This is a genomic window from Hymenobacter roseosalivarius DSM 11622 (assembly GCF_900176135.1).
Lineage (GTDB): Bacteria > Bacteroidota > Bacteroidia > Cytophagales > Hymenobacteraceae > Hymenobacter > Hymenobacter roseosalivarius.
Map to the genome: position 1 here is coordinate 1 of NZ_FWWW01000086.1, position 21,815 is coordinate 21,815.

16 protein-coding genes are annotated in these 21,815 nt (G+C 57.6%); 14 read left to right on the top strand and 2 right to left on the bottom strand.

Annotation, left to right across the window (positions count from 1 at the left end; all coding sequences use genetic code 11):
* Nucleotides 1-15: 15 nt before the first annotated feature.
* The gene (locus B9A24_RS15520; RefSeq protein WP_084446942.1) at nt 16-2,193 is read right to left on the bottom strand and encodes a bifunctional alpha,alpha-trehalose-phosphate synthase (UDP-forming)/trehalose-phosphatase; all 2,178 of its coding nucleotides are present in this window, start codon (nt 2,191-2,193) and stop codon (nt 16-18) included.
* A gap of 524 nt (nt 2,194-2,717) precedes the next feature.
* Between B9A24_RS15520 and B9A24_RS15525 the strand changes: the two genes are divergently transcribed.
* The 14 genes from B9A24_RS15525 to B9A24_RS15585 all read left to right on the top strand — a co-directional run bounded on the left by B9A24_RS15525 (nt 2,718) and on the right by B9A24_RS15585 (nt 18,199).
* Nucleotides 2,718-3,029: an SGNH/GDSL hydrolase family protein gene (locus tag B9A24_RS15525; RefSeq protein ID WP_084446943.1), complete on the top strand. Its 312-nt coding sequence runs from the start codon at nt 2,718-2,720 to the stop codon at nt 3,027-3,029.
* A 10-nt stretch (nt 3,030-3,039) separates the two neighbouring features.
* Complete coding sequence (locus tag B9A24_RS15530) at nt 3,040-4,569, top strand: tagaturonate reductase (protein ID WP_084446944.1); 1,530 nt, start codon at nt 3,040-3,042, stop codon at nt 4,567-4,569.
* On the top strand, nt 4,566-6,221 hold the full coding sequence (locus B9A24_RS15535; protein WP_084446945.1) for a UxaA family hydrolase: 1,656 nt from the start codon (nt 4,566-4,568) through the stop codon (nt 6,219-6,221). Before B9A24_RS15530 ends, B9A24_RS15535 begins: the two co-directional genes overlap by 4 nt.
* Before the next feature lie 170 nt (nt 6,222-6,391).
* Entirely contained in the window at nt 6,392-7,843 is a 1,452-nt protein-coding gene (uxaC, locus tag B9A24_RS15540; protein ID WP_084446946.1) for a glucuronate isomerase, read from the top strand.
* Nucleotides 7,844-7,936: 93 nt separating this feature from the next.
* Nucleotides 7,937-8,944: a sugar kinase gene (locus tag B9A24_RS15545; RefSeq protein WP_084446947.1), complete on the top strand. Its 1,008-nt coding sequence runs from the start codon at nt 7,937-7,939 to the stop codon at nt 8,942-8,944.
* 119 nt (nt 8,945-9,063) lie between these two features.
* A complete protein-coding gene (locus B9A24_RS15550; protein ID WP_084446948.1) occupies nt 9,064-9,720 on the top strand; it encodes a beta/alpha barrel domain-containing protein in 657 nt (218 codons plus the stop codon).
* 81 nt (nt 9,721-9,801) lie between these two features.
* Nucleotides 9,802-11,154, top strand: coding sequence for an MFS transporter (locus B9A24_RS15555; protein WP_317044250.1), 1,353 nt, complete (start codon nt 9,802-9,804; stop codon nt 11,152-11,154).
* Nucleotides 11,155-11,205: 51 nt separating this feature from the next.
* Nucleotides 11,206-11,673, top strand: coding sequence for a nuclear transport factor 2 family protein (locus tag B9A24_RS15560; RefSeq protein WP_084446949.1), 468 nt, complete (start codon nt 11,206-11,208; stop codon nt 11,671-11,673).
* Nucleotides 11,674-11,782: 109 nt separating this feature from the next.
* Nucleotides 11,783-12,835: a class 1 fructose-bisphosphatase gene (gene fbp, locus B9A24_RS15565; RefSeq protein WP_084446950.1), complete on the top strand. Its 1,053-nt coding sequence runs from the start codon at nt 11,783-11,785 to the stop codon at nt 12,833-12,835.
* Between the two features lie 103 nt (nt 12,836-12,938).
* Complete coding sequence (locus B9A24_RS22975) at nt 12,939-13,403, top strand: aldehyde dehydrogenase family protein (protein WP_262490601.1); 465 nt, start codon at nt 12,939-12,941, stop codon at nt 13,401-13,403.
* Nucleotides 13,352-14,482, top strand: coding sequence for an aldehyde dehydrogenase family protein (locus B9A24_RS15570; RefSeq protein ID WP_262490602.1), 1,131 nt, complete (start codon nt 13,352-13,354; stop codon nt 14,480-14,482). The genes B9A24_RS22975 and B9A24_RS15570 overlap by 52 nt, the downstream gene beginning before the upstream one ends.
* Nucleotides 14,483-14,707: 225 nt before the next feature.
* On the top strand, nt 14,708-15,838 hold the full coding sequence (locus tag B9A24_RS15575) for a DmpA family aminopeptidase (protein WP_084446951.1): 1,131 nt from the start codon (nt 14,708-14,710) through the stop codon (nt 15,836-15,838).
* On the top strand, nt 15,828-16,688 hold the full coding sequence (locus B9A24_RS15580; protein WP_084446952.1) for an aminotransferase class IV: 861 nt from the start codon (nt 15,828-15,830) through the stop codon (nt 16,686-16,688). Before B9A24_RS15575 ends, B9A24_RS15580 begins: the two co-directional genes overlap by 11 nt.
* 542 nt (nt 16,689-17,230) lie before the next feature.
* Nucleotides 17,231-18,199 carry an ADP-ribosylglycohydrolase family protein gene (locus B9A24_RS15585; protein ID WP_084446953.1) on the top strand — a complete coding sequence of 323 codons (969 nt, stop codon included), beginning with the start codon at nt 17,231-17,233 and terminating at the stop codon, nt 18,197-18,199.
* Between the two features lie 73 nt (nt 18,200-18,272).
* On the opposite strand, the gene B9A24_RS15590 is transcribed toward B9A24_RS15585, so the two are convergent.
* Complete coding sequence (locus B9A24_RS15590; RefSeq protein ID WP_084446954.1) at nt 18,273-21,500, bottom strand: VPS10 domain-containing protein; 3,228 nt, start codon at nt 21,498-21,500, stop codon at nt 18,273-18,275.
* Nucleotides 21,501-21,815: the final 315 nt, after the last annotated feature.

A 21,815-nucleotide genomic window follows, 5' to 3' on the forward strand; every position in this document is an offset into this window, starting at 1 on the left:
AACCGGGGGGTGAGGCTACGCTTCCACTAAAGCCCGCAACACCCGCCGCACGTCGTGGTGGGTATCGAGGTGGAAGCGCGCCAAGGAGCGGTGGGTGCTGCCTACTTTCACGGTGTAGGCGTTGGTAGGCATCGCTCCGAAAGTATCCTCATCGGTGCGGTCGTCGCCGATGGCGATGATGAAGTCGGCGGGGTAGCTGGCCAGCCAGCGTGCGGCGCCGGCACCTTTGTTTACGCCGGCGCTTTTCACTTCCACTACTTTATTGCCTTCCATCACTTGCAGGTCGCTGTTGGAGGCCAGAAAGTGCAGATGGCTGGTCAACTCGCGGGCCCGGACTTCGCCCAATTCGACGTCGGCGCGGCGGTAGTGCCACACCAGAGAGTATTCTTTTTCCTCCACGAACGAGCCAGCCGTGCGACTTACGTGCAGATCCAGAATCGGCCGAATTTCGTGCATCCAGTCATTGGTAAGTGGGCGCAGCATAGTCCACTCTTCGCCCAGGGCCCGCAGCCAGACGCCGTGCTCCACGATAAAATCGAGCGGCAGGTGGCCGAGCCATTTCTCCAACGTAGCCCGGTCGCGGCCACTCACGATAACTACGCGGTTGCGCTTATCGGCGCTCAGGTCGGTCAGCAACGTGAGGAGCTCCTGATCGGGGCCGGCAAGTTGGGGGTTGACGTTAAAACCGGACAGCGTACCGTCATAATCCAGAAAAAGAAGCCGCTGGGGGGCATTTTGGTATTCGCTGGTCATGCGCTGCAGCTCGTCTGCGTTCAGGGTGGTAGTAGCCAAGGTTTCTTGCTTTAACTTGCTGTAAGTGAGTCGGTTTATGAATAGCTCCACCCAGTGGTGAATGTTGTATTTTTTTACCAGCGCCTGCATGGCACCCATGCGTTGGCGCTGCTCATCCTCGGGCATCACCAGCGCCTCGTGCATAGCCTCGGCCAGCTGGTTGGTATCGGTGGGGTTGATGATAATGGCATCTGACAGCTCGCGGGCGGCACCTGCCCGCTCACTCAGAATCAGTACACCAGGCGTGTCAATCTTGCTGGCTATAAATTCTTTAGCTACTAAATTCATGCCGTCGCGCATGGGCGTAACCAAAGCTACTTCGGCCATCCGGTACAAGGCAGCCAGCTCTTCAATAGGAAAGGAGCGGTAGAAATACTGAATAGGATTCCAGGAAATGGTGCGGTAGGTGCTGTTGATGCGGCCCACCAGCTCATCAATTTCCTCCTTCAGCTCCTTATACTGCTCCACCTGGTCGCGGGAGGGCACCACCACCATCAGCAGCGTCGCCCGCTCGCGCCACTCAGGATACGTCTGTAAAAGCAACTCATAGGCGCGCAGACGCTGGGCAATGCCTTTGGTATAATCGAGGCGGTCGATGGACAGGATGATCCGCTCGTTGCGAAGCGCGTCGCGGTAGGTTTGCTCGTGTATACGCGCCTGCTCCGACTGCGCTACTTCCGCGTATTTCGCTTGGTCGATGCCCATGGGGAAAGCATCAACCAGCACACTGCGTGTGCCCACTTCCACCAGTCCATTCTGGCTCTGGTACCCCAGCAGCTGCGACACCGAGCTCAGGAAATGACGCATGTAGCCGTAGGTGTGAAAGCCAATCAAATCGGCCCCCAGCATCCCTTCCAGCAGCTGGCGCCGCCAGGGCAGCACCCGAATCAGCTCGTAGGAAGGAAACGGGATGTGCAGAAAGAAGCCAATGCTGCTTTTGGGGCGCACGGCCCGCAGCATCTGCGGCAGTAGGAGTAGCTGGTAGTCATGCACCCAGATGGTGTCGTCGGGGCCAGCCAGCTCCAGCACGGCCTGGCAGAATTTCTCGTTCACGGCCACATAAGCCTCCCAGTGCGTCTGGTCGTAGATGGCGTACTGCGCAAAATAATGGAAGGTCGGCCAGAGGGTTTCGTTGCTGAAGCCTTCGTAAAAATCCCGGATTTCGGTTTCCGTCAGAAACACGGGGCGCATGCTGTCGGTGCGGAGTTGCTCGCGCACTTCCCGTTCCTCCTCCTCATCGACCGAAATACCGGGCCAGCCGACCCAAACGTTGTTATCGGCCCGGTAGATAGAGCCCAGACCGGTGGCTAAACCCCCTTCGCTGGGGGAAAAAGAAAGCCCTTCGTCGCTGCGTTGTACTTTAGTTGGTAGGCGGTTAGAAACGATAATCGTACGGGACATAAGGTATTCACTTCGTGCACAAATAGGTCTTCTTACGGTAAAATGAGCCGTTCCGATGAAACTCTTTGTGATCAAAGCATGAATCTACTGTTCCAAAAAAACGTCGGGTGCAGGGCAAAATGTTATAAATACCCCCCAGCCGGAGCGTGTCGCACTGTAGGGTAGAGGCGTGGGTATACCCGGCAGCGGCGCAGACTCAGCTGGGCTTAGTACGCTAGCCAATTTGCTTTAACGGCATCGTGCTAAAATGCAAGATTGATGTAGTTGCAATGGCTTGGCTTACCGCTTCCTGACACTCAAATCAGCTTCAAAAGCGTTTTAATTGACTATAGAAAAGGGTAGAGAAGGGAAGGTTGAGAACGTTCCCGGTAACGATTGCGCAAATAAACTCTCAGCGAAGGCCGCTTCTCTCACTACGCAAACTGTAACTTAAGCTATTGCTCAATAGCTGTTAATTGCAGCCGCATCTGGAAAGAGTTACACTCCGGCACCGTCTGGGGGGCTTTTTCTCTTAAACTCGTTCGATGAAAAAATACGCTGTACTACTCCTGTCGTTTGTAGCCCTGGCCTTTCGGCCGGCTGAGGAAAAGCAGATCCAGGTATTTCTGGTGGGCGACTCCACCATGGCGAATAAGCCCGACCGCAGCAAGCCCGAGCGCGGCTGGGGCATGTATCTCGATCAGTTTTTCGACGCCCAAACCAGCGTACAAAACCACGGCACGAACGGGCGTAGCACCCGCAACTTCCGCCACGAAGGCCGCTGGGCCAAGCTGCTGGCGAAAGAATACCCCAAGTGGCAGCAGAAGTGGGCCAACCCCACCGGCGCGAAACTATAAGTACTGGATTATGAAAAACTTATCCCGCGCCGTAGCCTTAGCCGACACTCAGGCACCCGTGCTCCGACCTAGTGCCGCCCTACTGGAGCTGCCCGAAAAAGTACTGCAATTCGGCACCGGCGTGCTGTTGCGCGGCCTGCCTGATTACCTCATTGATAAAGCCAACCGCCAAGGTGTTTTTAATGGTCGCATCGTGGTAGTAAAATCTACCGACGGCGGCGACCTGACAGCTTTTGAGCGCCAGGATAACCTGTATACTTTGGGTATTCGGGGTGTGGAAGACGGTCATACCGTGGAGGAAAATGTGCTGTGCGCTTCGATTAGTCGGGTGCTGTCGGCGAAAAGTCAGTGGGCGGAAGTGCTTGAATTTGCCGCCAGCCCCGACTTGCGGGTAGTCATTTCCAACACCACGGAAGTCGGGATTCAGCTCACGGCGGATGATATACGGCAGGAGCCGCCGCACTCGTTTCCGGGCAAGCTGCTGGCCGTGCTGTATGCCCGCTTTCAGGCGTTTGATGGTGATGTATCCAAAGGATTGATCATCGTGCCCACGGAATTGATTCCCGACAACGGCAGCAAGCTGGAAGCTATTCTGCTGGAATTAGCTCACCGCAATGGCCTCGAACCGGAGTTTATTGAGTGGCTGGAAACAGCTAACACCTGCTGCAATTCCCTCGTGGACCGCATTGTGCCTGGTACGCCGGACGCCGCTACGCAGCAGGCGTTGACCACGCAGCTGGGCTACCACGACGAGCTGCTGACCATGGCCGAAGCCTACCTGCTGTGGGCCATTGAGGGCGACGAGCGGGTAAAGCAAATTCTGTCGTTTCATCAGGCGGATAAGGGTGTGATTATCCGGCCCGATATCAACTTGTTTCGGGAGCTGAAGCTGCGCCTGCTCAACGGCACGCACACGCTGAGCTGCGGCCTGGCTTTCCTGTACGGCTGCGAGACCGTGCGCAGCGCCATGAACGACGACTGCGTGGCTACTTTTATCCACAATCTGATGCTGGGCGATTTGCTGCCGGGCATCCCGTGCGCGGTGGACGAAAAAGTAGGTCAGCGCTTCGGTTTGCAGGTGCTGGACCGCTTTCGAAACCCCTACATCGAGCATCGGTGGCTGGCCATTACCATGCAATACACCATAAAAATGCAGATGCGCAACGTGCCCACCTTGCTGCAGTATTACAAGCGGTTCAACACGGCGCCGCAGTATGTAGCGCTGGGCTTTGCAGCCTATCTGCTGTTCATGCGCGGCACTCATCAGGACGAAAAAACGTGGTACGGCAACGCGAACGGCACTGAGTATCTCATTAACGATGATCAGGCGGGCTACTTTGCCGAGCTGTGGGGTCGCAACTTGTTTGCGGCCGACCTGACGATGACTGTTTTACAAAATCAAACACTTTGGGGTCACGACCTCAGCCAGTTACCGGGCTTTACCAAACGCGTGAGCGACAACCTTCAGCAAATGCTAGATACGGGCGTTTCTGCCACTGTAGCAAAGCAGTTAAATAAAAAAGCCACCTTAGTCAAATGAAGCATCAGGTAGCCCGAATTCATCCCGCCGATAACGTCCTGGTGGCCCTGGCTGATTTGCCCCCCGGCACGCCTGTGCCTTGGGATGGAACGACCATTACGACGACGGCTCGCATTCCGGCCAAGCACAAGCTGGCCCCCCGTGATTTTGAGCCCGGCGATTTAATAACGATGTACGGTGTGCTGGTGGGCAAAGTCCGCCAGTCAATTCCGGCCGGCGGCTTGCTCACCACCAGCAATATTCAGCACGCCACCGACAGCTACGACGAGCATCAGCACGAAAAAGCCCCCTGGTCGGCCCCCGACGTGAGCCGCTGGCAGGACCGCACCTTTCTGGGCTACCACCGCAGCGACGGGCGCGTAGGTACGGCCAACTACTGGCTGGTGATTCCGCTGGTATTCTGCGAAAACCGCAATATCCAAGTGCTGGAAGAAGCCCTGGTAAATGATTTGGGCTACGCCCGCCGCAAGAGCTACCAGCCCCAGACCCAGGCGCTGATTTCCTTGATGCAGGCGGGTAAATCGGTAGAAGAAATTCTGCAAACCGATCTGCACAGCGCCGAAAATGCCCCCCAGGGCCCCAATCGGCTGTTCCCGAACGTAGATGGTATTAGGTTTCTGAGCCACGAGGGCGGCTGCGGTGGTATCCGCCAAGACGCGCAGACGCTGTGCGGGCTGCTGGCTGGCTATATCACCCATCCGAATGTGGCGGGCGCTACGGTGCTGAGTCTGGGTTGCCAGAACGCGCAGGTGAGCATGCTGCAAGATGAAATCAACAAGCGCAGCCCCAACTTTGACAAGCCGCTGTTCATCTTGGAGCAGCAGAAAATCGGAACCGAGGAGGCTATGATTAGCAAGGCTTTGCGTCAGACGTTCGCGGGCCTCATGCAGGCTAATCAGGTGCGGCGTCAGCCCGCGCCGCTGAGCAAGCTGAATATTGGGCTGGAATGCGGCGGCTCCGATGGCTTCTCTGGCATTTCGGCCAACCCGGCCGTGGGTCATGTGTCCGATATGCTGGTGGCGCTGGGGGGCTCGGTTATTCTGGCCGAGTTTCCGGAGTTGTGTGGCGTGGAGCAGGAGCTGGTTGATCGGTCAGTAGATACTGAAACCGCCGAGCGATTCAGCCACCTGATGAAAGCCTACGGCGACAGTGCAATTGCGGTGGGCTCGGGCTTCGACATGAACCCTTCGCCCGGTAACATTCGCGACGGGTTGATTACCGATGCCATGAAGTCGGCCGGCGCGGCGCGCAAGGGCGGTAGCTCGCCCGTAGTGGCAGTGCTCGACTACCCGGAACTGGTGACTAGGCCCGGCCTGAACCTGCTCTGCACGCCCGGCAACGACGTCGAATCGACGACGGCGGAGGTAGGCTCCGGAGCCACGGTGGTGCTCTTTACCACGGGTCTGGGCACGCCCACCGGCAACCCCATCGCGCCGGTCGTGAAGATTGCCAGCAATACCGCTTTGGCCAACCGCATGCCCGACATCATCGATGTAAATACCGGCACCGTCATCGACGGCGAGGAAACCATCGAGCAGGCCGGGGAGCGAATTCTGGATTATGTAGTTCGGGTGGCCAGCGGCGAGGAAGTTGCCGCCGTGCGCCACGGACAAGCTGACTTTATTCCGTGGAAACGCGGGGTTTCGCTGTGATTACCTCATCTCCTAGCCCCTTCTCCTCGGGGAGAAGGGGAACTAGCTCTAAAAACCAGATTTCTAGAATACCTGGCAGCTAGAAAAGCTAAAAGCTAGTCCCCCTTCTCTCCGAGGAGAAGGGGCTAGGGGATGAGGTCCCACCAGAACAACAAGCTAAAATCATCACTATGAAAAAGCCCTTTCTTGACGACGATTTCCTGCTGCACACGGAAACGGCCCGGCAGCTCTACCATGAGTTTGCGAAGGCAATGCCCATCATCGACTACCACTGCCATTTGCCCCCCGACCAGATCGCCCAGGACCGGCAGTTTGAGAACATCACCCAGATCTGGCTCTACGGCGACCATTATAAGTGGCGCGCCATGCGCACCAACGGGGTAGATGAGCGCTACATCACGGGGGATGCGTCGGACTGGGAGAAGTTTGAGAAGTGGGCCGAAACGGTGCCGCAAACCGTGCGCAACCCGCTCTACCACTGGACCCACCTGGAGTTGCAGCGCTACTTCGGCATCACGGAAGTGCTGAACAAGGACAGCGCCCGCCGTATCTACAAGGCATGCAATGATAAGCTGCGCACGCCGGAGTATTCGGTAAAGAACTTGCTGCTCAAAATGCAGGTGAAAGTCGTCTGCACGACCGATGATCCAGCCGATTCGCTGGAGTATCATCAGGCCATTGCTGCCCGGCCATTTGGGGTGCAAATCCTGCCTGCTTTCCGGCCCGATAAGGCCATGGCGCCGGAAGACGTAACCGCTTACAACGGCTACCTGGATAAGCTGGGCGCGGCGGCCGACATTGCCATTGCTACCTACGACGACCTGCTCGAAGCGCTGCGTCGTCGCCACGATTTCTTCCACGCCCAGGGCTGCCGCCTCTCGGATCATGGTTTGGAGCGCTTGTATACGGCGGACTACACGGCGGAGCAAGTTGCCAGTGCTTTTGCACAAGTTCGCGGTGGTCAGGCGCTAAGTCAGGCCGATACGGAAGCGCTCAAGTCGGATTTGCTGCTGGCGCTGGCCCGCCTAGACCACGCCCGCGGCTGGACCCAGCAGTTTCACCTGGGCGCGCTACGCAACACCAACACCCGCCAGCTCCGCCAGCTGGGTCCCGATACGGGCTGGGATTCCATGGGTGACTTCCCGCAGGGCCGCACCCTGGCTACCTTCCTCGACCGCCTCGACTCGTCGGATCAGCTGGCCAAAACCATTCTCTACAACCTCAACCCCGCCGACAATGAGCTGATGGCGACCATGACGGGCAACTTCCAGGATGGCACGGTGGCCGGCAAGGTGCAGTGGGGCTCGGGCTGGTGGTTTCTGGATCAGAAAGATGGTATGGAAAAGCAGATCAACGCGCTGTCGAATATGGGCCTGCTCAGCCAATTCGTGGGTATGCTCACCGACTCGCGCAGCTTCCTTTCCTACCCGCGCCACGAGTATTTCCGCCGCGTGCTCTGCAACCTGCTGGGCACCGACGTGGAAAACGGAGAGCTGCCCGACGACATGGCCCTGCTGGGGGGCATTGTGGAGAACATCTGCTACTACAACGCCCGGCAATACTTCGGCTTTGACGCTATAACGGAAAATGTAACACCAGGCGCCAGCCTGGTGAACAGTTGAACTAAAGCTGGCTTTGTCTTCCTGCGGGTCGCGCTACATCTCGCTACAAACAACGCTGCACCAAGCTGGCGCCTGGTGTTACATTTACCTCTTATGAAACAGGTTGTTACCTTCGGCGAAATCATGTTGCGGCTCTCGCCGCCGCCGCACTATCGGTTCACGCAAGCGGCCAGCTTCGAGGCAAATTATGGCGGGGGCGAGGCCAATGTAGGCGCGGCCCTGGCGGGGCTGGGCGTACCGGCTGCGCATGTCACCTGCTTCCCGGCCAACGAGCTGGGCCAGGCCGCTGCCCAGAGCTTCCAGCGCCTCGGCGTGGATATGCGCCACACAGTGTACAGCGGCAAGCGGCTGGGGCTGTACTTCCTGGAAGTAGGAGCCTCCATGCGGGCCAGCAAAGTAGTCTACGACCGCGCTGATTCTTCTTTCGCCAATCTCGACCCGGCAGCTTTCGACTGGGATGAAATTCTAAAGAATGCCCAGTGGCTGCACTGGACGGGCATTACCCCCGCTATTTCAGCCACTGCGGCTCAAGCAATTCACGAAGGCATTCAAGCAGCCCGCCGTTTGGGCCTCACCGTATCGGCCGACGTGAATTACCGCCGCAACCTGTGGCAGTACGGGCAAACGGCCCAGGATGTAATGCCGGATCTGGTGGCGGGCTGCGACGTGGTAGTGTGCTCCGAGAACGACGCTGACGACCTGTTCGGCATTCGCCCCGCGGCGGGTGCGGAGAATAACTTCGTCTCCATCAGCGAGCAGCTCATGACCCGTTTTCCCCAAATCAAGCAAGTAATCAGTACCCGTCGCAAAACCCAGAGTGCCTCCCATGAGCGTATCAAGGGCCAGCTGTTCGACGGCACATATTCCGAAACGCCCTACTACGACATCACGCCCGTGGTGGACCGCATCGGCGGCGGCGACGCGTTCCTGGGGGGCTTTATTTATGGTACTTTAACCTACGCCACGCCGCAGGAGGCGCTGCACTTCGCCGTGGTAGCCTCGGCCCTCAAACACACCATTCACGGCGACGTGAACTTGGTGACGGTGGCCGAAGTGGAGCACGTCCTGCAAGGCAATACCACCGGCCGCTTGGTGCGGTGAGATGGTGAGTGGTGAGTTTGAGGTTCTTTTAAGGCGCATACTGCGTTAATAATGCCGCCAGAACCTCAAACTCACCACTCACCATCTCACCATCTCAATACTCACCATCTCACCATCTCATGCCTCGTTTTTCCGCTGATCATATTCTAGAAACCGTCCTGCGTCACCCCATCGTGCCGGTTTTTTACCACGCCGATGCGGCGCACGCGAAGCGTATGTTGCAGGCTTGCTACGATGGCGGACTGCGGGTGTTTGAGTTTACGAATCGGGGCGAAAAAGCCCCCCAGGTCTTCGCTGAGCTGGTCGCTTTCGTGCGCGACACCTGCCCGGAGATGCTGCTGGGCATCGGTACCATTTATCAGGCGGAGGAAGCCGAAAGCTTCATTGCCGCCGGTGCCGACTTTGTGGTGCAGCCCGTGACCACGGCTTCCGTCGCGGCGGTGTGCCGGCAGCACGCGGTGCCCTGGCTGCCGGGCGCCATGACGCTGAATGAAATCTATAATGCTACCCAGCTGGGCGCGCAGCTCGTGAAGGTGTTTCCGGGCAACGTGGTGGGGCCGGGCTACATCAAAAGCCTGCGCGGGCCGATGCCCGAGGTGAAGCTGATGGTGACCGGCGGCGTAGAGCCCACGACGGAGAGCCTGGCCGAATGGTTTGGCGCTGGTGTAAACGTGGTCGGGATGGGGTCGCAGCTCTTTAAAAATGCCGATGATACGGCTGCCCTAAGCCGGCAAATTGCTGACTTGCTGGCGTTTGTTGAAACACTGAAAAAGTAACGCTGTCCGGATGGCGCGACCAACGTGCCATCGATTTGCCCACGAGTACGAGTTCTGCTTTGCTATCAATTTCCACACCCGATGATGATACCCTCTCCAACTCAATCTCCGCCCGGCACCCCAATCACTGCATCTGACAAGATGAGCAAGTATCGGTGGACCATCTGCGCGCTGGTGTTTTTCGCCACTACGGTCAACTATCTTGACCGGGCCGTTATTTCGCTATTGAAGCCTTATCTGGAGACGGAATTCAACTGGAATTCGGGCGACTATGCCAACATTGAAATTGCGTTCAAAGTAGCGTATTCGCTGGGGATGCTGGGCGCGGGCCGCCTCATTGATACGCTGGGCACCAAGATGGGCTACGCCCTGTCTACTTTTCTGTGGAGTCTGGCTGCCATGGGGCACGCTTTTGTGAGCAGCACCTTTGGGTTTAGCGTCGCGCGGGCGTTTCTGGGCGTCACGGAGGCCGGCAATTTTCCGGCGGCCATCAAAACGACGGCCGAGTGGTTTCCGCAGAAGGAGCGGGCCCTGGCCACCGGTATCTTCAACTCGGGCTCCAACGTAGGCGCCATCATTGCCCCGCTCACCGTGCCGCTCATTGCCGAAACCATTGGCTGGAAGTGGGCATTTATCATCACGGGCGCGTTCGGTTTCGTGTGGCTGCTCCTGTGGTTTATCTACTACGAAGTGCCTGCCAAGCAGGCCCGCCTGACCAAAGCCGAATTCGATTACATCCACAGCGACGTGGACGATCTGGCGGCGGCTTCTATCACAACTCAGCCCAAAGTTTCCTGGTTTAAGCTCCTGACTTTTCGCCAGACCTGGGCCTTCGTGGTGGGCAAGTTTCTGACCGATCCGGTGTGGTGGTTTTACCTCTTCTGGCTGCCCGATTTTCTGAACAAGCAGTATGGGCTGAAAGGCACCGATGTGGCTTTTCCAGTGGCAGCCGTTTACATTCTGTCGAGTATTGGGAGCGTGGGTGGCGGCTGGATTCCGCTGAATTTTATGAAGCACGGGATGCCCGCTTTTAAGGCTCGCAAAACTTCCATGCTACTCATCGCGCTGTGCGTGTTCCCGATTGTGTTTGCCCAGTATCTCGGGCAGATTAACATGTGGCTGGCGGTGTTGGTAATCGGTATTGCCGCCGCCGCGCACCAGGCCTGGAGTGCCAATATCTTTACCACCGTGTCGGATATGTTCCCGAAGCGGGCCGTAGCCTCGGTTACAGGTATCGGCGGCATGGCTGGTGGTCTGGGGGGTATTTTGCTGACAGCGCTAGTGCAAAAACAGATGTTCGTGTACTACGAGAGCATCAATCAGCTGGATAAGGCCTACTTCATCATGTTCCTGATTTGCGGCGGCGCTTATCTGCTGGCCTGGGTCCTGATGCACTTCCTGGCGCCGCGCATGAAGCAAATCTCTCTCGATTAGTCGCCGGGTTTGGTTGCTGAACTGTCCTTTCGCACTCTAACTCTCCAATGTATGCAAAAAAAATTCCTGCTCCTGGCGCTCCTGTTATTGGTGCTGCCGACGCTCAGCTTCGCCCAAAACAAGAAAAATATGACGGCCGCCCAAGAAGTGGAAGCCCTGGAGCGTCAGCGGTTCGCGGCCCAGGTAAAGAAGGACTACGCCCTGCTGGATAAGTACTTCGCCGACGACCTGGTCTACACCCATTCCAACGGCCACCAGGATACCAAAGCCACGTACATCCAGAGCATCCGCGACGGGAAAAGCGTGTATGATAAGATTGACGTGGAAGCGCTGAACGTGCGGGCTTATGCCGACGGCCAAACCGCCGTGGTGAATGGCGTCATCACCATCACTTCGCCCCCCAAGCTCGATGGCCAGCTCACTATCGCCCACCTCAAATACGTGGTGGTGCAGATAAAAGACCCCAAAAAAGGCTGGCAGGTAGTTCTCTGGCAGTCCCAAAAGCAAGCAACTATGTAGGGGCGCGTTGCACGCGCCCCTCGTCGTTTCGTTGTGCATTCAGGTGAGCGTCGTTCACCCAAACAACGCCGGGCGCGTGCGACGCGCCCCTACACCCATTCTTACCTCTATGACTCCCACCCACGAAAATAACTTAGCCCAGCCTGTCGGTACCACGCTCGACCGCTACATCATGCGCAAGCAAGCGGAGTTTGCGTTTGCCACCGGCGAATTGTCGCAGCTGCTGCGCGATATTGCTCTGGCGGGCAAAATCGTGAGCCGCGAGGTAAATCGTGCCGGGCTGACCAGCATTATCGGGGCCGCTGGGGGGCAAAACGTGCAGGGCGAGCAGCAGCAAAAGCTGGATGTGGAGGCCAACATCCGCTTTATCCGGGCGCTGACGAATGGCAAGGAAGCCTGCGCCGTACTGTCGGAGGAAGAAGAGGATATTATCCATACCGGCAACCGCGACGGCCGCTACGTGGTGGCCATCGACCCGCTGGACGGCTCCTCGAATATCGATGTGAATATCAGCATCGGTACTTTGTTCAGCATCTACCGGCGCGTGTCGCCGGTGGGAACAGAGGCCACTGCTGCCGACTTTTTGCAGGGCGGACGCAAGCAGGTGGCGGCGGGCTACATCCTGTACGGCTCCAGCACCATGCTCGTGTACACCACGGGCCACGGCGTGGCGGGCTTCACGTACGAGTCGTCGCTGGGCGAGTTTTTCCTGTCGCACCCCGATATCCGTATTCCGGCTACCGGCCCGGTATTTTCCTGCAACGAAGGCTACTGGTTTGAGTACCCTGAGTACGTGCGCGCCTTCCTGCTCAATTGCAAGCGCCGCACCATGAGCGGGCGCTACGTGGGCTCTTTGGTAGCCGACTACCACCGCAACCTGTTCACAGGGGGCATTTATTTATATCCGCCCACCAAAAAAGCCCCCCAGGGCAAGCTGCGCCTGCTCTACGAAGGCTACCCGTTGGCTTTCATCATAGAGCAGGCCGGTGGCCTGGCCTCCGCGGGCGCTCAGGCCATACTCGACATCGAACCGACTGATTATCACCAGCGCGCCCCGCTCTTCGTCGGCTCCCCGGATCTGATGGCCGAGCTTCTGGCCGGAGCCGGGGAGCCCGCCATAGCCGCTATGGCCGCTAATCAATCAGCCGACTTTCGTTGTTAAGTATAAAGAATAGGAAAAACAAGATTCTTGCATACTCTGTATTGCGCCTGGCTCGCCCCTTCTTGTTTTTTGCTGCCAACCTTCCGCTTCCAACCTTTCTTTCATGCCCAAAATCATTTCGCCCCAGGTCGAGTTCAGCTATTTGCTGAGCCAGGTTCAACGTGTCACCCCCGAAATCTTAACCCCGGATGGTCAGTTTCTGAACTTGATGGAAGGTCGCTGGCAGGAGCCCGGCCAGCCTCGCAACTTCACCTCGCCCGTGGATGGCACCAGCCTGGGTGCCCTGCCCATGCTGGGCCACGAAACCGGGCTGCGCGCTGTCATCTTCGCCAAGCAGGAAGCCGCCGCCTGGGCCGCCACCGACCTCGACGAGCGTAAAAGCCGGGTGCAGAATTGCCTCAATCAGCTCCGCGAGCAAGTAGACTTAGTGGGCAAGCTGCTCATCTGGGAAATCGGCAAAACCTACAAGCTGGGCTTCACCGATATCATTCGGCTATTGAAGGCGTGCAATGGTACGTGGATAATATCGAGGGGATGCTGGGCCAGCGCAAGCCCCTGGGTTTGGTGAGCAACATTGCCTCCTGGAACTACCCCATGTCGGTGCTGCTGCACGCGGTACTGGTGCAGGTGCTTTGCGGTAACTCCGTCATTGCCAAAACTCCGACGGATGGTGGTTTTATCTCCCTCAGCCTCACCTTTGCCATTGCCCGCCACTGCGGTCTGCCCGTCACGCTGGTCAGCGGTCCGGGGGGCGAATTGAGCGACGTACTCGTCAAGCACGACGCTATCGACTGCCTCAGCTTCGTGGGCGGCCGCTACAACGGCCGCAACATTGCTGACGCCCTGAGCGCCCACAACAAGCGCTATATGCTGGAAATGGAAGGCGTAAACACCTACGGCATCTGGGATTACAGTGACTGGAACAGCATGGCCGATCAGCTCAAAAAAGGCTACGACTACGGCAAGCAGCGCTGCACGGCTTATGTGCGGTTTGTAGTGGAGCGCCGTTTGTTCCCGCAGTTCCTGGAAACGTATTGGAGTGCTGTAAGAAGCCTAAAAGTGGGTAACCCCACGCTCGTAGACAACGCCGACGATAAGCTGCCCGATCTGGCATTTGGCCCCGTTATTCACGCCCAACAGGCCCAGGATTTGGATCGACTGTATAAAAATGCCCTCCAGACTGGCGCTACGCCCATCTACGAAGGCAAGCTGGACGACAGCCTATTCCTGCCCGGCCAGGACCGCTCGTCCTACGTCGCGCCCCGCGCCCTGGTGAACCTGCCCCGGCAGAGCGAGCTGTACTTCAAAGAGCCCTTCGGCCCGATTGACAGCATCGTGCTGGTGGATAGGATAGAGGAGCTGGTCGGTGAGATGAACATCAGCAATGGTGCGCTGGTAGCCGCCATCGCCTCCGACGATGAGAAGCTGGCCCGGCGTACGGCCAAGGAAGTGCGCGCTTTCAAAGTGGGCCTCAATAAGCTGCGCTCCCGCGGCGACCGGGAAGAAGTATTCGGTGGCTTGGGCGAATCCTGGAAGGGCGCCTTCGTGGGGGGTAAATTACTGGTGGAAGCCGTGACAGCAGGCGGCGCTGGCCAGCCGGTGCTCGGCAACTACGAGGAAGCCACGTTGCTGCCGGAGAAGATTTAGATAAGTCTTATCTACTTTCTAAGGAAAGGCTCGAAAAGAGACCCTGGGGTGCTTTTTTCGAGCCTTTTGGCTAATGTGCTGCGGAGCTTTTGAGGTTTAATAACTTCACATAGCGTTTACTTCTTGAACACATACTAGAAGAACCTCACGCCGCTACTCGCCCAGCTGCCCGCTGGTATTTAACGCTCAGCCTGATACCTTTACCTACTCTCTTTGCCCCACCGCATGACACTGTCCTTGCTAGTGCTGCTGCTTGTAGGCCTGGCCTTACAGGCTCGAAGTCAGGAACGTAAACGCGCCAGAGAGTATGGCATCCGCATTGGGGTGCTGCCTACCGGTGCGCTCAACGCCATTACCGATGTACAGGGCGTGCGCGTAGGGCACACAACTTTGATGCAAGGCCAATCGGTGCGAACCGGCGTAACGGCCATTGTACCGCACGCCGGCAATGTATTTCAGCAGAAGGTGCCAGCGGCGGTGTACGTCGGCAACGGCTTCGGCAAGCTGGCGGGCAGCACGCAAATAGAAGAGCTCGGCATCCTCGAAACGCCCATTGTCCTGACCAATACGCTTGGCGTGGGCACGGCCCTGAACGCGGTGGTAGGGTACGTGCTGCGGCAGCCAGGCAACGAAGCGGTGCAGTCGGTAAACGCCGTGGTAGGGGAGACCAACGACGGTGGCCTCAACGACATACGCGGCCGCCATGTCACGGAGCAGTACGTGCTGGCCGCCATCGAGCAGGCCCAGACTGGCCCGGTGGCCGAGGGCAACGTTGGTGCCGGTACGGGCACCGTGTGCTTTGGCTTCAAAGGCGGTATTGGCACGGCCTCGCGCCTGTTGCCCGCCAAGCAGGGGGGCTATACCGTGGGCGTGCTGGTGCAAACGAATTTTGGCGGCGTGCTCCAGATCAACGGGGCGCCGGTAGGCCAGGAGCTGGAGCAATTTTACCTGAGTCAGCAGCTGAAAGACCGCGCCGATGGGTCTTGCATGATTGTAGTAGCCACCGATGCGCCCGTCGATGCCCGCAACTTGGAGCGCTTGGCCAAGCGTGCCTTTCTGGGCCTGGGCAAAACGGGTGGCATTGCTACAAACGGCAGCGGCGATTACATCATCGCTTTTTCCACTCATCCGGGCTTGCGCGTGCCGTATGCGCCTACGGCTGCTACCCAAACCACGACCACGCTCACCAACGAAGCCATGTCGCCGCTGTTTCTGGCCGTTATCGAGGCCACGGAAGAAGCCATTATCAACTCGCTTTTCAAGGCCGAAACCATGCAGGGCAAGCAGCAACAGCGCATTGAGGCCTTGCCGCTGGATAAAGTTCTGAAGATTTTAAAGCAACACCATGTCCGCTAACTCGCCCCTGCACGCTTATATCCACGGCCAGATCACGCCCCTCGATCAGGCTTTTCTGCACATCAGCGACCTGGCCATTCAGCGCGGCTACGGCGTGTTCGATTTCTTTAAGGTGCATGCGGGGCAGCCATTATTTCTCGACTACTACCTCGACCGCTTCTACCAATCGGCGCAGCTCATGGAACTGGCCGTACCGTTGGAGCGCCCGGCGTTGATGGAGGTGATTCAGGCCCTGATTCGGCGCAACGACCTGCCGCTGTCCGGCATCAAGATGATCCTGACTGGCGGCTACTCAGCCGATGGCTACAATCCCGTCGAGCCCAACCTCCTCATCACCCAGCAGCCGTTGACGCTGCCTACGCCCGAGTTGTTAGCAACGGGCATCAAAGTAATAACGCACGATTATCTGCGCGAAATACCGCCGGCCAAAACCATCAACTACTCCATAGGCATTCGGCTTCTCAAGCAGATTAAGGCCCACGGTGCCGACGATGTGCTCTACCACCACAAGGGCGTGGTAACGGAGTTTCCGCGCGCCAATTTCTTCCTGGTAAAATACGACAACACGGTAGTTACCCCCGCTACCCAGGTGCTGGCGGGCATCACGCGCCGCAATATCCTGGCGCTGCCTGAACAGCCCTATTCTATATCGGTCGGCACGGTAACCCTCGACGATGTGTATCAGGCCAAAGAAGCTTTCCTGACCAGCACAACCAAGCGCGTGCTGCCAGTGGTGCAGATTGATGATGTCGTACTGGGCACCGGCAAGCCGGGGCCAGTAACAATGGCTTTGCTGCAGGCGCTGCTGCAAGTGGAAGAACAACAGCAGCAAACGTTAATCGTAACCTAGTCAACTAGTCCGTCCGTGCTAGGTAGCTACGAGAAGGCTACCCTGCCGCCGGTGAAGATTTAGGATAGGCGCGGGAATAGCGCAAAGTAAGCAGACGCCAGAGCCAGCATGACGCTCCAGTGTGTTTTGGACGGCTTCCTAAACAGCTTCTTTGCATTCGGAAAGCAGAAAATGCTGATCTACGGCTTTACCCCAGTATATTACATCGCTACTATATCATAGAAAAAAGACAGTAATGGTAAAACGAATTTTGCCCCAACTACTTCTAGTGGGCTTTGTGTGCTCAGCAATGGTTGCCGTTGCTCAGACTCCGGCTTTTTTCAAATCAGTAGGTGAATTGTGGACGGCTCTTAGCGGGCAGACGGATAGCTACGGCACTGGTCATGCCATCGGGGCTTTCGTGCGTTCGGTTTCTCGCTTTTGCGTGCCTTGTGTGTTATGGATTTATAGGCAGAGAGAGTTAGAAAAGCGACTGATTTAATGCTCTTGGGCTATTGAGCAGAATCATGTAAGATTCTGGCTTTCGTTGTCGCCTCACTCAGATGAATACTTCCCAGTGGAATCACTACCAAAGCTTGCTATTGGGAGTAGCCGTAGGCGACGCCCTGGGCGTGCCGGTCGAGTTTGAGAGCCGCGCCCGCCGGCGCATCGATCCCGTAGTAACGATGCGCGGCTACGGGACGCACAATCAGCCCTCCGGCACTTGGTCCGACGACTCTTCGCTTACTTTTTGCCTGGCAGAATCGATAAGCCAGGCTGGGGCCGATGCCATTGACTTACAGGAGTTGAGCCGGCGCTTTATCAACTGGCTGGATAGCGGATATTGGACGCCGCATGGGCAGGTGTTTGATGTCGGCGTCGCCACGCGAACTGCTATCGGGCAGCTGCGCGCTGGTGTTGAGCCTGAGCAGGCGGGGGGCAAAAGAGAGTACGATAATGGCAACGGGGCATTGATGCGTATTCTGCCCCTGATTTTCCATCCGTTGTGGCAGACCGCATCCCCTGCCGACCGGCAGCAGCTAACTCACCGCGTCTGTAGTCTTACGCACGGGCACGTCCGCTCTACGCTGGCCTGTTATTTCTATCTGGAAATAGCGTGGGGCTTGCTTCAAGGTCTGAATCCGGACCAGGCACACGAGCGTTTGTACCGCGAAATCCCGGCTGCGTTGATACCCACACTTGCTAAAGAAATAGAGCATTTTGCCAAAGTGCTGGACGAGCATTTAGCCCTTATTCCGCAACAGGATATGCAGTCTACGGGCTACGTGGTACATACCCTGGAAGCGGCGCTGTGGTGTTTACTGCGCGGTGAATGGTACGCTGATACAGTGCTGACAGCCGTAAATTTAGGCGACGATAGCGACACGACCGGCGCGGTTACGGGTGGGCTGGCAGGGCTGTATTACGGCGTCGAAAATATCCCTACAGACTGGTTGAATACGTTGGTGCGACGAGCGGATATTGAAGCGCTGGCTGAACAGTTGGCAAATTCATGTACACCTACACAGTAGGGATTAGGCATAGCTGCTCGCTCTTGTTCCTGCTGCTGTTAACTCAAGCCGTCGATCCGCAACAACCATTTCCCTACATGCTGCTGGGCGCAACCGGCGGGGCCGGTTGAGGAAGCATGATAGCATCCACGCTTTTGACCCGGATGAGCTTGTTCAGGGCCGGAATATCCTGCTCCTTAAGCATTTTGAATTGGCTGAGCTGCTGATTTATCTGCTCGGTAACTTCCTTTTTGAACGCCACGGCCTGCTCGGTGGGCCGATAGTCGCCGGTGCTGGCCTGACTGACCAGGTTAGCTAATTTGTTGTTCAAGCGAATCGGAAAGTTCAAGGGGTCCTGGTCGCTTTTGTTCTTGGTCTGGTAAAGCGCCTCTTCAATCTGGGTCATTTTCTTGTTAATGGCCGCTGCCGATTCCACTATATCCTTGGCGTTAGCCTGGTCTTTCAACGGGCCCGTGATGGTGTTGAGCTGCCCGCGAATGGTGCGGATATCGCGGATAGCGTCGTGGGTTTCCGTGAGCTTTCGCTGTACTTCTTGCAGAAAGTCAAACTGCGCCTGCAGGTCTTGCGGCGTGGCTTTGCTGCGCGGATCGGGCAGCACGGTGAAGGTAGTTTCCTGGGTTTCCTGGTTGAGCGTCAGGCGGGCTTTGTAAGTGCCCGGTACGGCCCTGGGCCCCTGGGTGCCGCCACCCCACAGAATAAGACCTTCAAACTGGCTGGCATCAGGGTAGCTCAGGTCCCATACGTAGCGGTTCAGGCCCTTACGGGTGGGCAGCAGCTCCCTTTTTACCTTGGCTTTTTCTCCCTTCGTCAGATTTTTGCCCCCCAGGTCCCGGTCGGTGTTGGCGAACGTGCGAATAAGCTTGCCACTCGAATCAAGGATTTCCAGCTTCACCTTGCTGGTTGAATCCTGCTTTTGAGCTAAGTGATAATAAAGCATGACCCCGCCCGGATGGTTCTGGCCTGCGGTTTTGGGAATGGTAGGGGTGCCGCGGCCATCCATTTTGTAGGTCGCGGTGGGCGTGTACAGATGAAACTTGCTGGCGGCCACCGGCGCGCTCAGCTGGTGCAGGGGCGTGATGTCATCAAGCAGCCAGAACCCGCGGCCCTGGGTAGCAGCAATGAGGTTGTTATTTTTAATCGTGAGGTCGGTGATGGAAACCGGCGGCAGATTGAGCTGAAATGGCTGCCACTGCTTGCCATCATTAAAGGAGACGTACATGCCGTATTCGGTGCCGGCATAGAGCAGTCCGGGGCGCTTGGGGTCGGCGCGGACCACGCGGGTAAAGTGCGTGTCGGGAATGCCGGTGGTGATTTTTGTCCACGTCTTGCCGTAGTCAGTGGTCTTGTAGAGGTAGGGCCAAAAGTCACCGGACTTATACATCGTGGCCGCTACGTAGGCTGCACCTTTATTGGTGGGGTGGGCGTCGATGCTGTTGATCTGAATCCAGTCGGGCATGCCTTTGGGCAGCACCTTCGTCCAGGTTTTGCCATTGTCGCGGGTTACGTGCAGCAGCCCGTCGTCGGAGCCCGTCCAGATAACGCCTTGCTCGGCCGGCGATTCCGCGATGGCGAAGATGGTACCGTAGTATTCCACGGCCGTGTTGTCCTTGGTAATGGGCCCGCCCGATGGCCCCAGGGTTTTTGGATCATTGCGGGTCAGGTCAGGGCTGATTATTTCCCACGACTGACCTTCGTTGGTCGTTGCGTGCAGATGGTTGGAGCCAGCGTAAAGCTTCTTAGGGTCGTGGGAGGAAAACAGCAGGGGAAAATTCCACTGAAACCGGTATTTCATGCCCTCGGCGCCGTGGCCCATGGGGTTGTCGGGCCATACGTTGATGGTGCGCTCCTGCTGGGTGCCATGGTTTACTCGGGAAAGAAAACCGTCGTAGCTGCCCCCGTACACGATGTCGGGGTTAATCGGGTCCACGGCCAAATGGGCGCTTTCGCCCCCGGCCGTCGATTCCCAGTCGCGCTCCTCGATGCTTCGGCCACCCGTGCGGTGCGGAATCCGCACCGTCGAGTTGTCCTGCTGGGCTCCGTAAATGCGATAAGGAAAATGGTTGTCGGTGACCACGCGGTAAAACTGCCCCGTGGGCTGGTTATAATACGTGGTCCAATTCAGGCCGCCGTCGGTGCTTACCTGGGCACCGCCGTCGTCGGCCATCACCATGCGGTTGGGGTTCTCGGGGGCAATCCACAGATCGTGGTGGTCGCCGTGGGGGGCATCGTTGGCCTGGAAGGTGCGGCCCCCATCCTTGCTTTTGTGGTACGATACGTTCAGCACATACATGACGTCCGCATCCTTGGGGTCGGCATAAATGCGGGTATAGTACCAGGCCCGCTGGCGCAGATTACGGTCATCGGAGAGCTTCTGCCAGTTCTTGCCCCCATCGTCGGAGCGAAACAAGCCCCCCTTTTCAGCCTCCACCAAAGCCCACACCCGGCTGGAGTTTACCGGCGAAACCGCCACGCCAATGATGCCTAAGGTGCCCGCGGGCAATCCTTCGTTGCGGGAAATATCCTGCCAGGTGTCACCGCCATCCGTGCTTTTCCACAGTCCCGAGCCCGGTCCGCCCGAGGAGAAGCTATAGGGGGTGCGCCGCACATTCCAGGTGCTGGCGTACAGAATGCGCGGGTTGGAAGGGTCCAGAAGTAAGTCAACGGCGCCCGCGTCTTTGTTGGCAAACAGCACCCGCTCCCAGTTCTTGCCGCCATCTTTGGAGCGGTACACGCCGCGCATCTCGCTGGGCGCGTACAGGTCGCCCATGGCCGCTACGTACACCAGATCCGGGTTTTTGGGGTGAATGCGGATGCGGCCGATGTGGCGTGAATCCTTCAGGCCCACGTTCACCCAGGTCTGACCCGCATCCTGCGACTTCCACACGCCAAAGCCCGACGACACGTTGCCCCGCACGGTTTGCTCGCCCTCGCCGGCGTACAGCACGTTCGGGTCCGACTCGCTGACGGCCACGGCCCCTACTGACCCACCAAAGTAGCGGTCAGAAATATTATCCCAGGTGCCGCCGCCATCGGTCGTGCGCCACACCCCGCCCCCGGCCGTGCCCATGTAGTACAAGTTGGGGTTGCCGGGCACGCCCGTGGCCGTACCCGCCCGTCCGCCGCGGTAGGGGCCAATGGAGCGCCACCGCAGCCCATTGTACAGGGTAGTATCATATACGGCGGCCGTGCCTTGGGGGGCTTTCTTTCGTTTGGAGCGCTGCTGTGCCCCGGCCGAAGTAGTTAGTAGCAGAAGAAACAGCACGCTAACGAAAGCGGCATTCAGCGGTAGCGAAAGTTTCATGTGCAAGGAATTAACATGGATCAGGCGCTGAGAGCAGGCGTCCAAAAATCACGGTGAAAGGCCTTAGTCTTAGCAAGTCAATTGCCTCTAAGGTAATCAGCCATAGATTCTAAACTAGCGAGAAGCTTTCTGGAGGATTATAAACCATTGTTGTGCTTGTTACCCATGACGCAGTAAAACCAGCTTTTTCTCAAGGCCCCTACTTCTGTAGTTGATAAATATATCGAAGCTAAGAAACCGCAAAGCACAATCTGCAGCTCACTAGAGGGGTAAAGTATTCATAGAGCTATTCCAAGACGCTGATTACAACCACTC

What these genes read in the sequence shown, in the direction of transcription:
- B9A24_RS15520 (WP_084446942.1), bottom strand. Translation starts at nt 2,193, where the DNA reads ATGTCCCGTACGATTATCGTTTCTAACCGCCTACCAACTAAAGTACAA.
- B9A24_RS15525 (WP_084446943.1), top strand. Translation starts at nt 2,718, where the DNA reads ATGAAAAAATACGCTGTACTACTCCTGTCGTTTGTAGCCCTGGCCTTT.
- B9A24_RS15530 (WP_084446944.1), top strand. Translation starts at nt 3,040, where the DNA reads ATGAAAAACTTATCCCGCGCCGTAGCCTTAGCCGACACTCAGGCACCC.
- B9A24_RS15535 (WP_084446945.1), top strand. Translation starts at nt 4,566, where the DNA reads ATGAAGCATCAGGTAGCCCGAATTCATCCCGCCGATAACGTCCTGGTG.
- uxaC (WP_084446946.1), top strand. Translation starts at nt 6,392, where the DNA reads ATGAAAAAGCCCTTTCTTGACGACGATTTCCTGCTGCACACGGAAACG.
- B9A24_RS15545 (WP_084446947.1), top strand. Translation starts at nt 7,937, where the DNA reads ATGAAACAGGTTGTTACCTTCGGCGAAATCATGTTGCGGCTCTCGCCG.
- B9A24_RS15550 (WP_084446948.1), top strand. Translation starts at nt 9,064, where the DNA reads ATGCCTCGTTTTTCCGCTGATCATATTCTAGAAACCGTCCTGCGTCAC.
- B9A24_RS15555 (WP_317044250.1), top strand. Translation starts at nt 9,802, where the DNA reads ATGATGATACCCTCTCCAACTCAATCTCCGCCCGGCACCCCAATCACT.
- B9A24_RS15560 (WP_084446949.1), top strand. Translation starts at nt 11,206, where the DNA reads ATGCAAAAAAAATTCCTGCTCCTGGCGCTCCTGTTATTGGTGCTGCCG.
- fbp (WP_084446950.1), top strand. Translation starts at nt 11,783, where the DNA reads ATGACTCCCACCCACGAAAATAACTTAGCCCAGCCTGTCGGTACCACG.
- B9A24_RS22975 (WP_262490601.1), top strand. Translation starts at nt 12,939, where the DNA reads ATGCCCAAAATCATTTCGCCCCAGGTCGAGTTCAGCTATTTGCTGAGC.
- B9A24_RS15575 (WP_084446951.1), top strand. Translation starts at nt 14,708, where the DNA reads ATGACACTGTCCTTGCTAGTGCTGCTGCTTGTAGGCCTGGCCTTACAG.
- B9A24_RS15580 (WP_084446952.1), top strand. Translation starts at nt 15,828, where the DNA reads ATGTCCGCTAACTCGCCCCTGCACGCTTATATCCACGGCCAGATCACG.
- B9A24_RS15585 (WP_084446953.1), top strand. Translation starts at nt 17,231, where the DNA reads ATGAATACTTCCCAGTGGAATCACTACCAAAGCTTGCTATTGGGAGTA.
- B9A24_RS15590 (WP_084446954.1), bottom strand. Translation starts at nt 21,500, where the DNA reads ATGAAACTTTCGCTACCGCTGAATGCCGCTTTCGTTAGCGTGCTGTTT.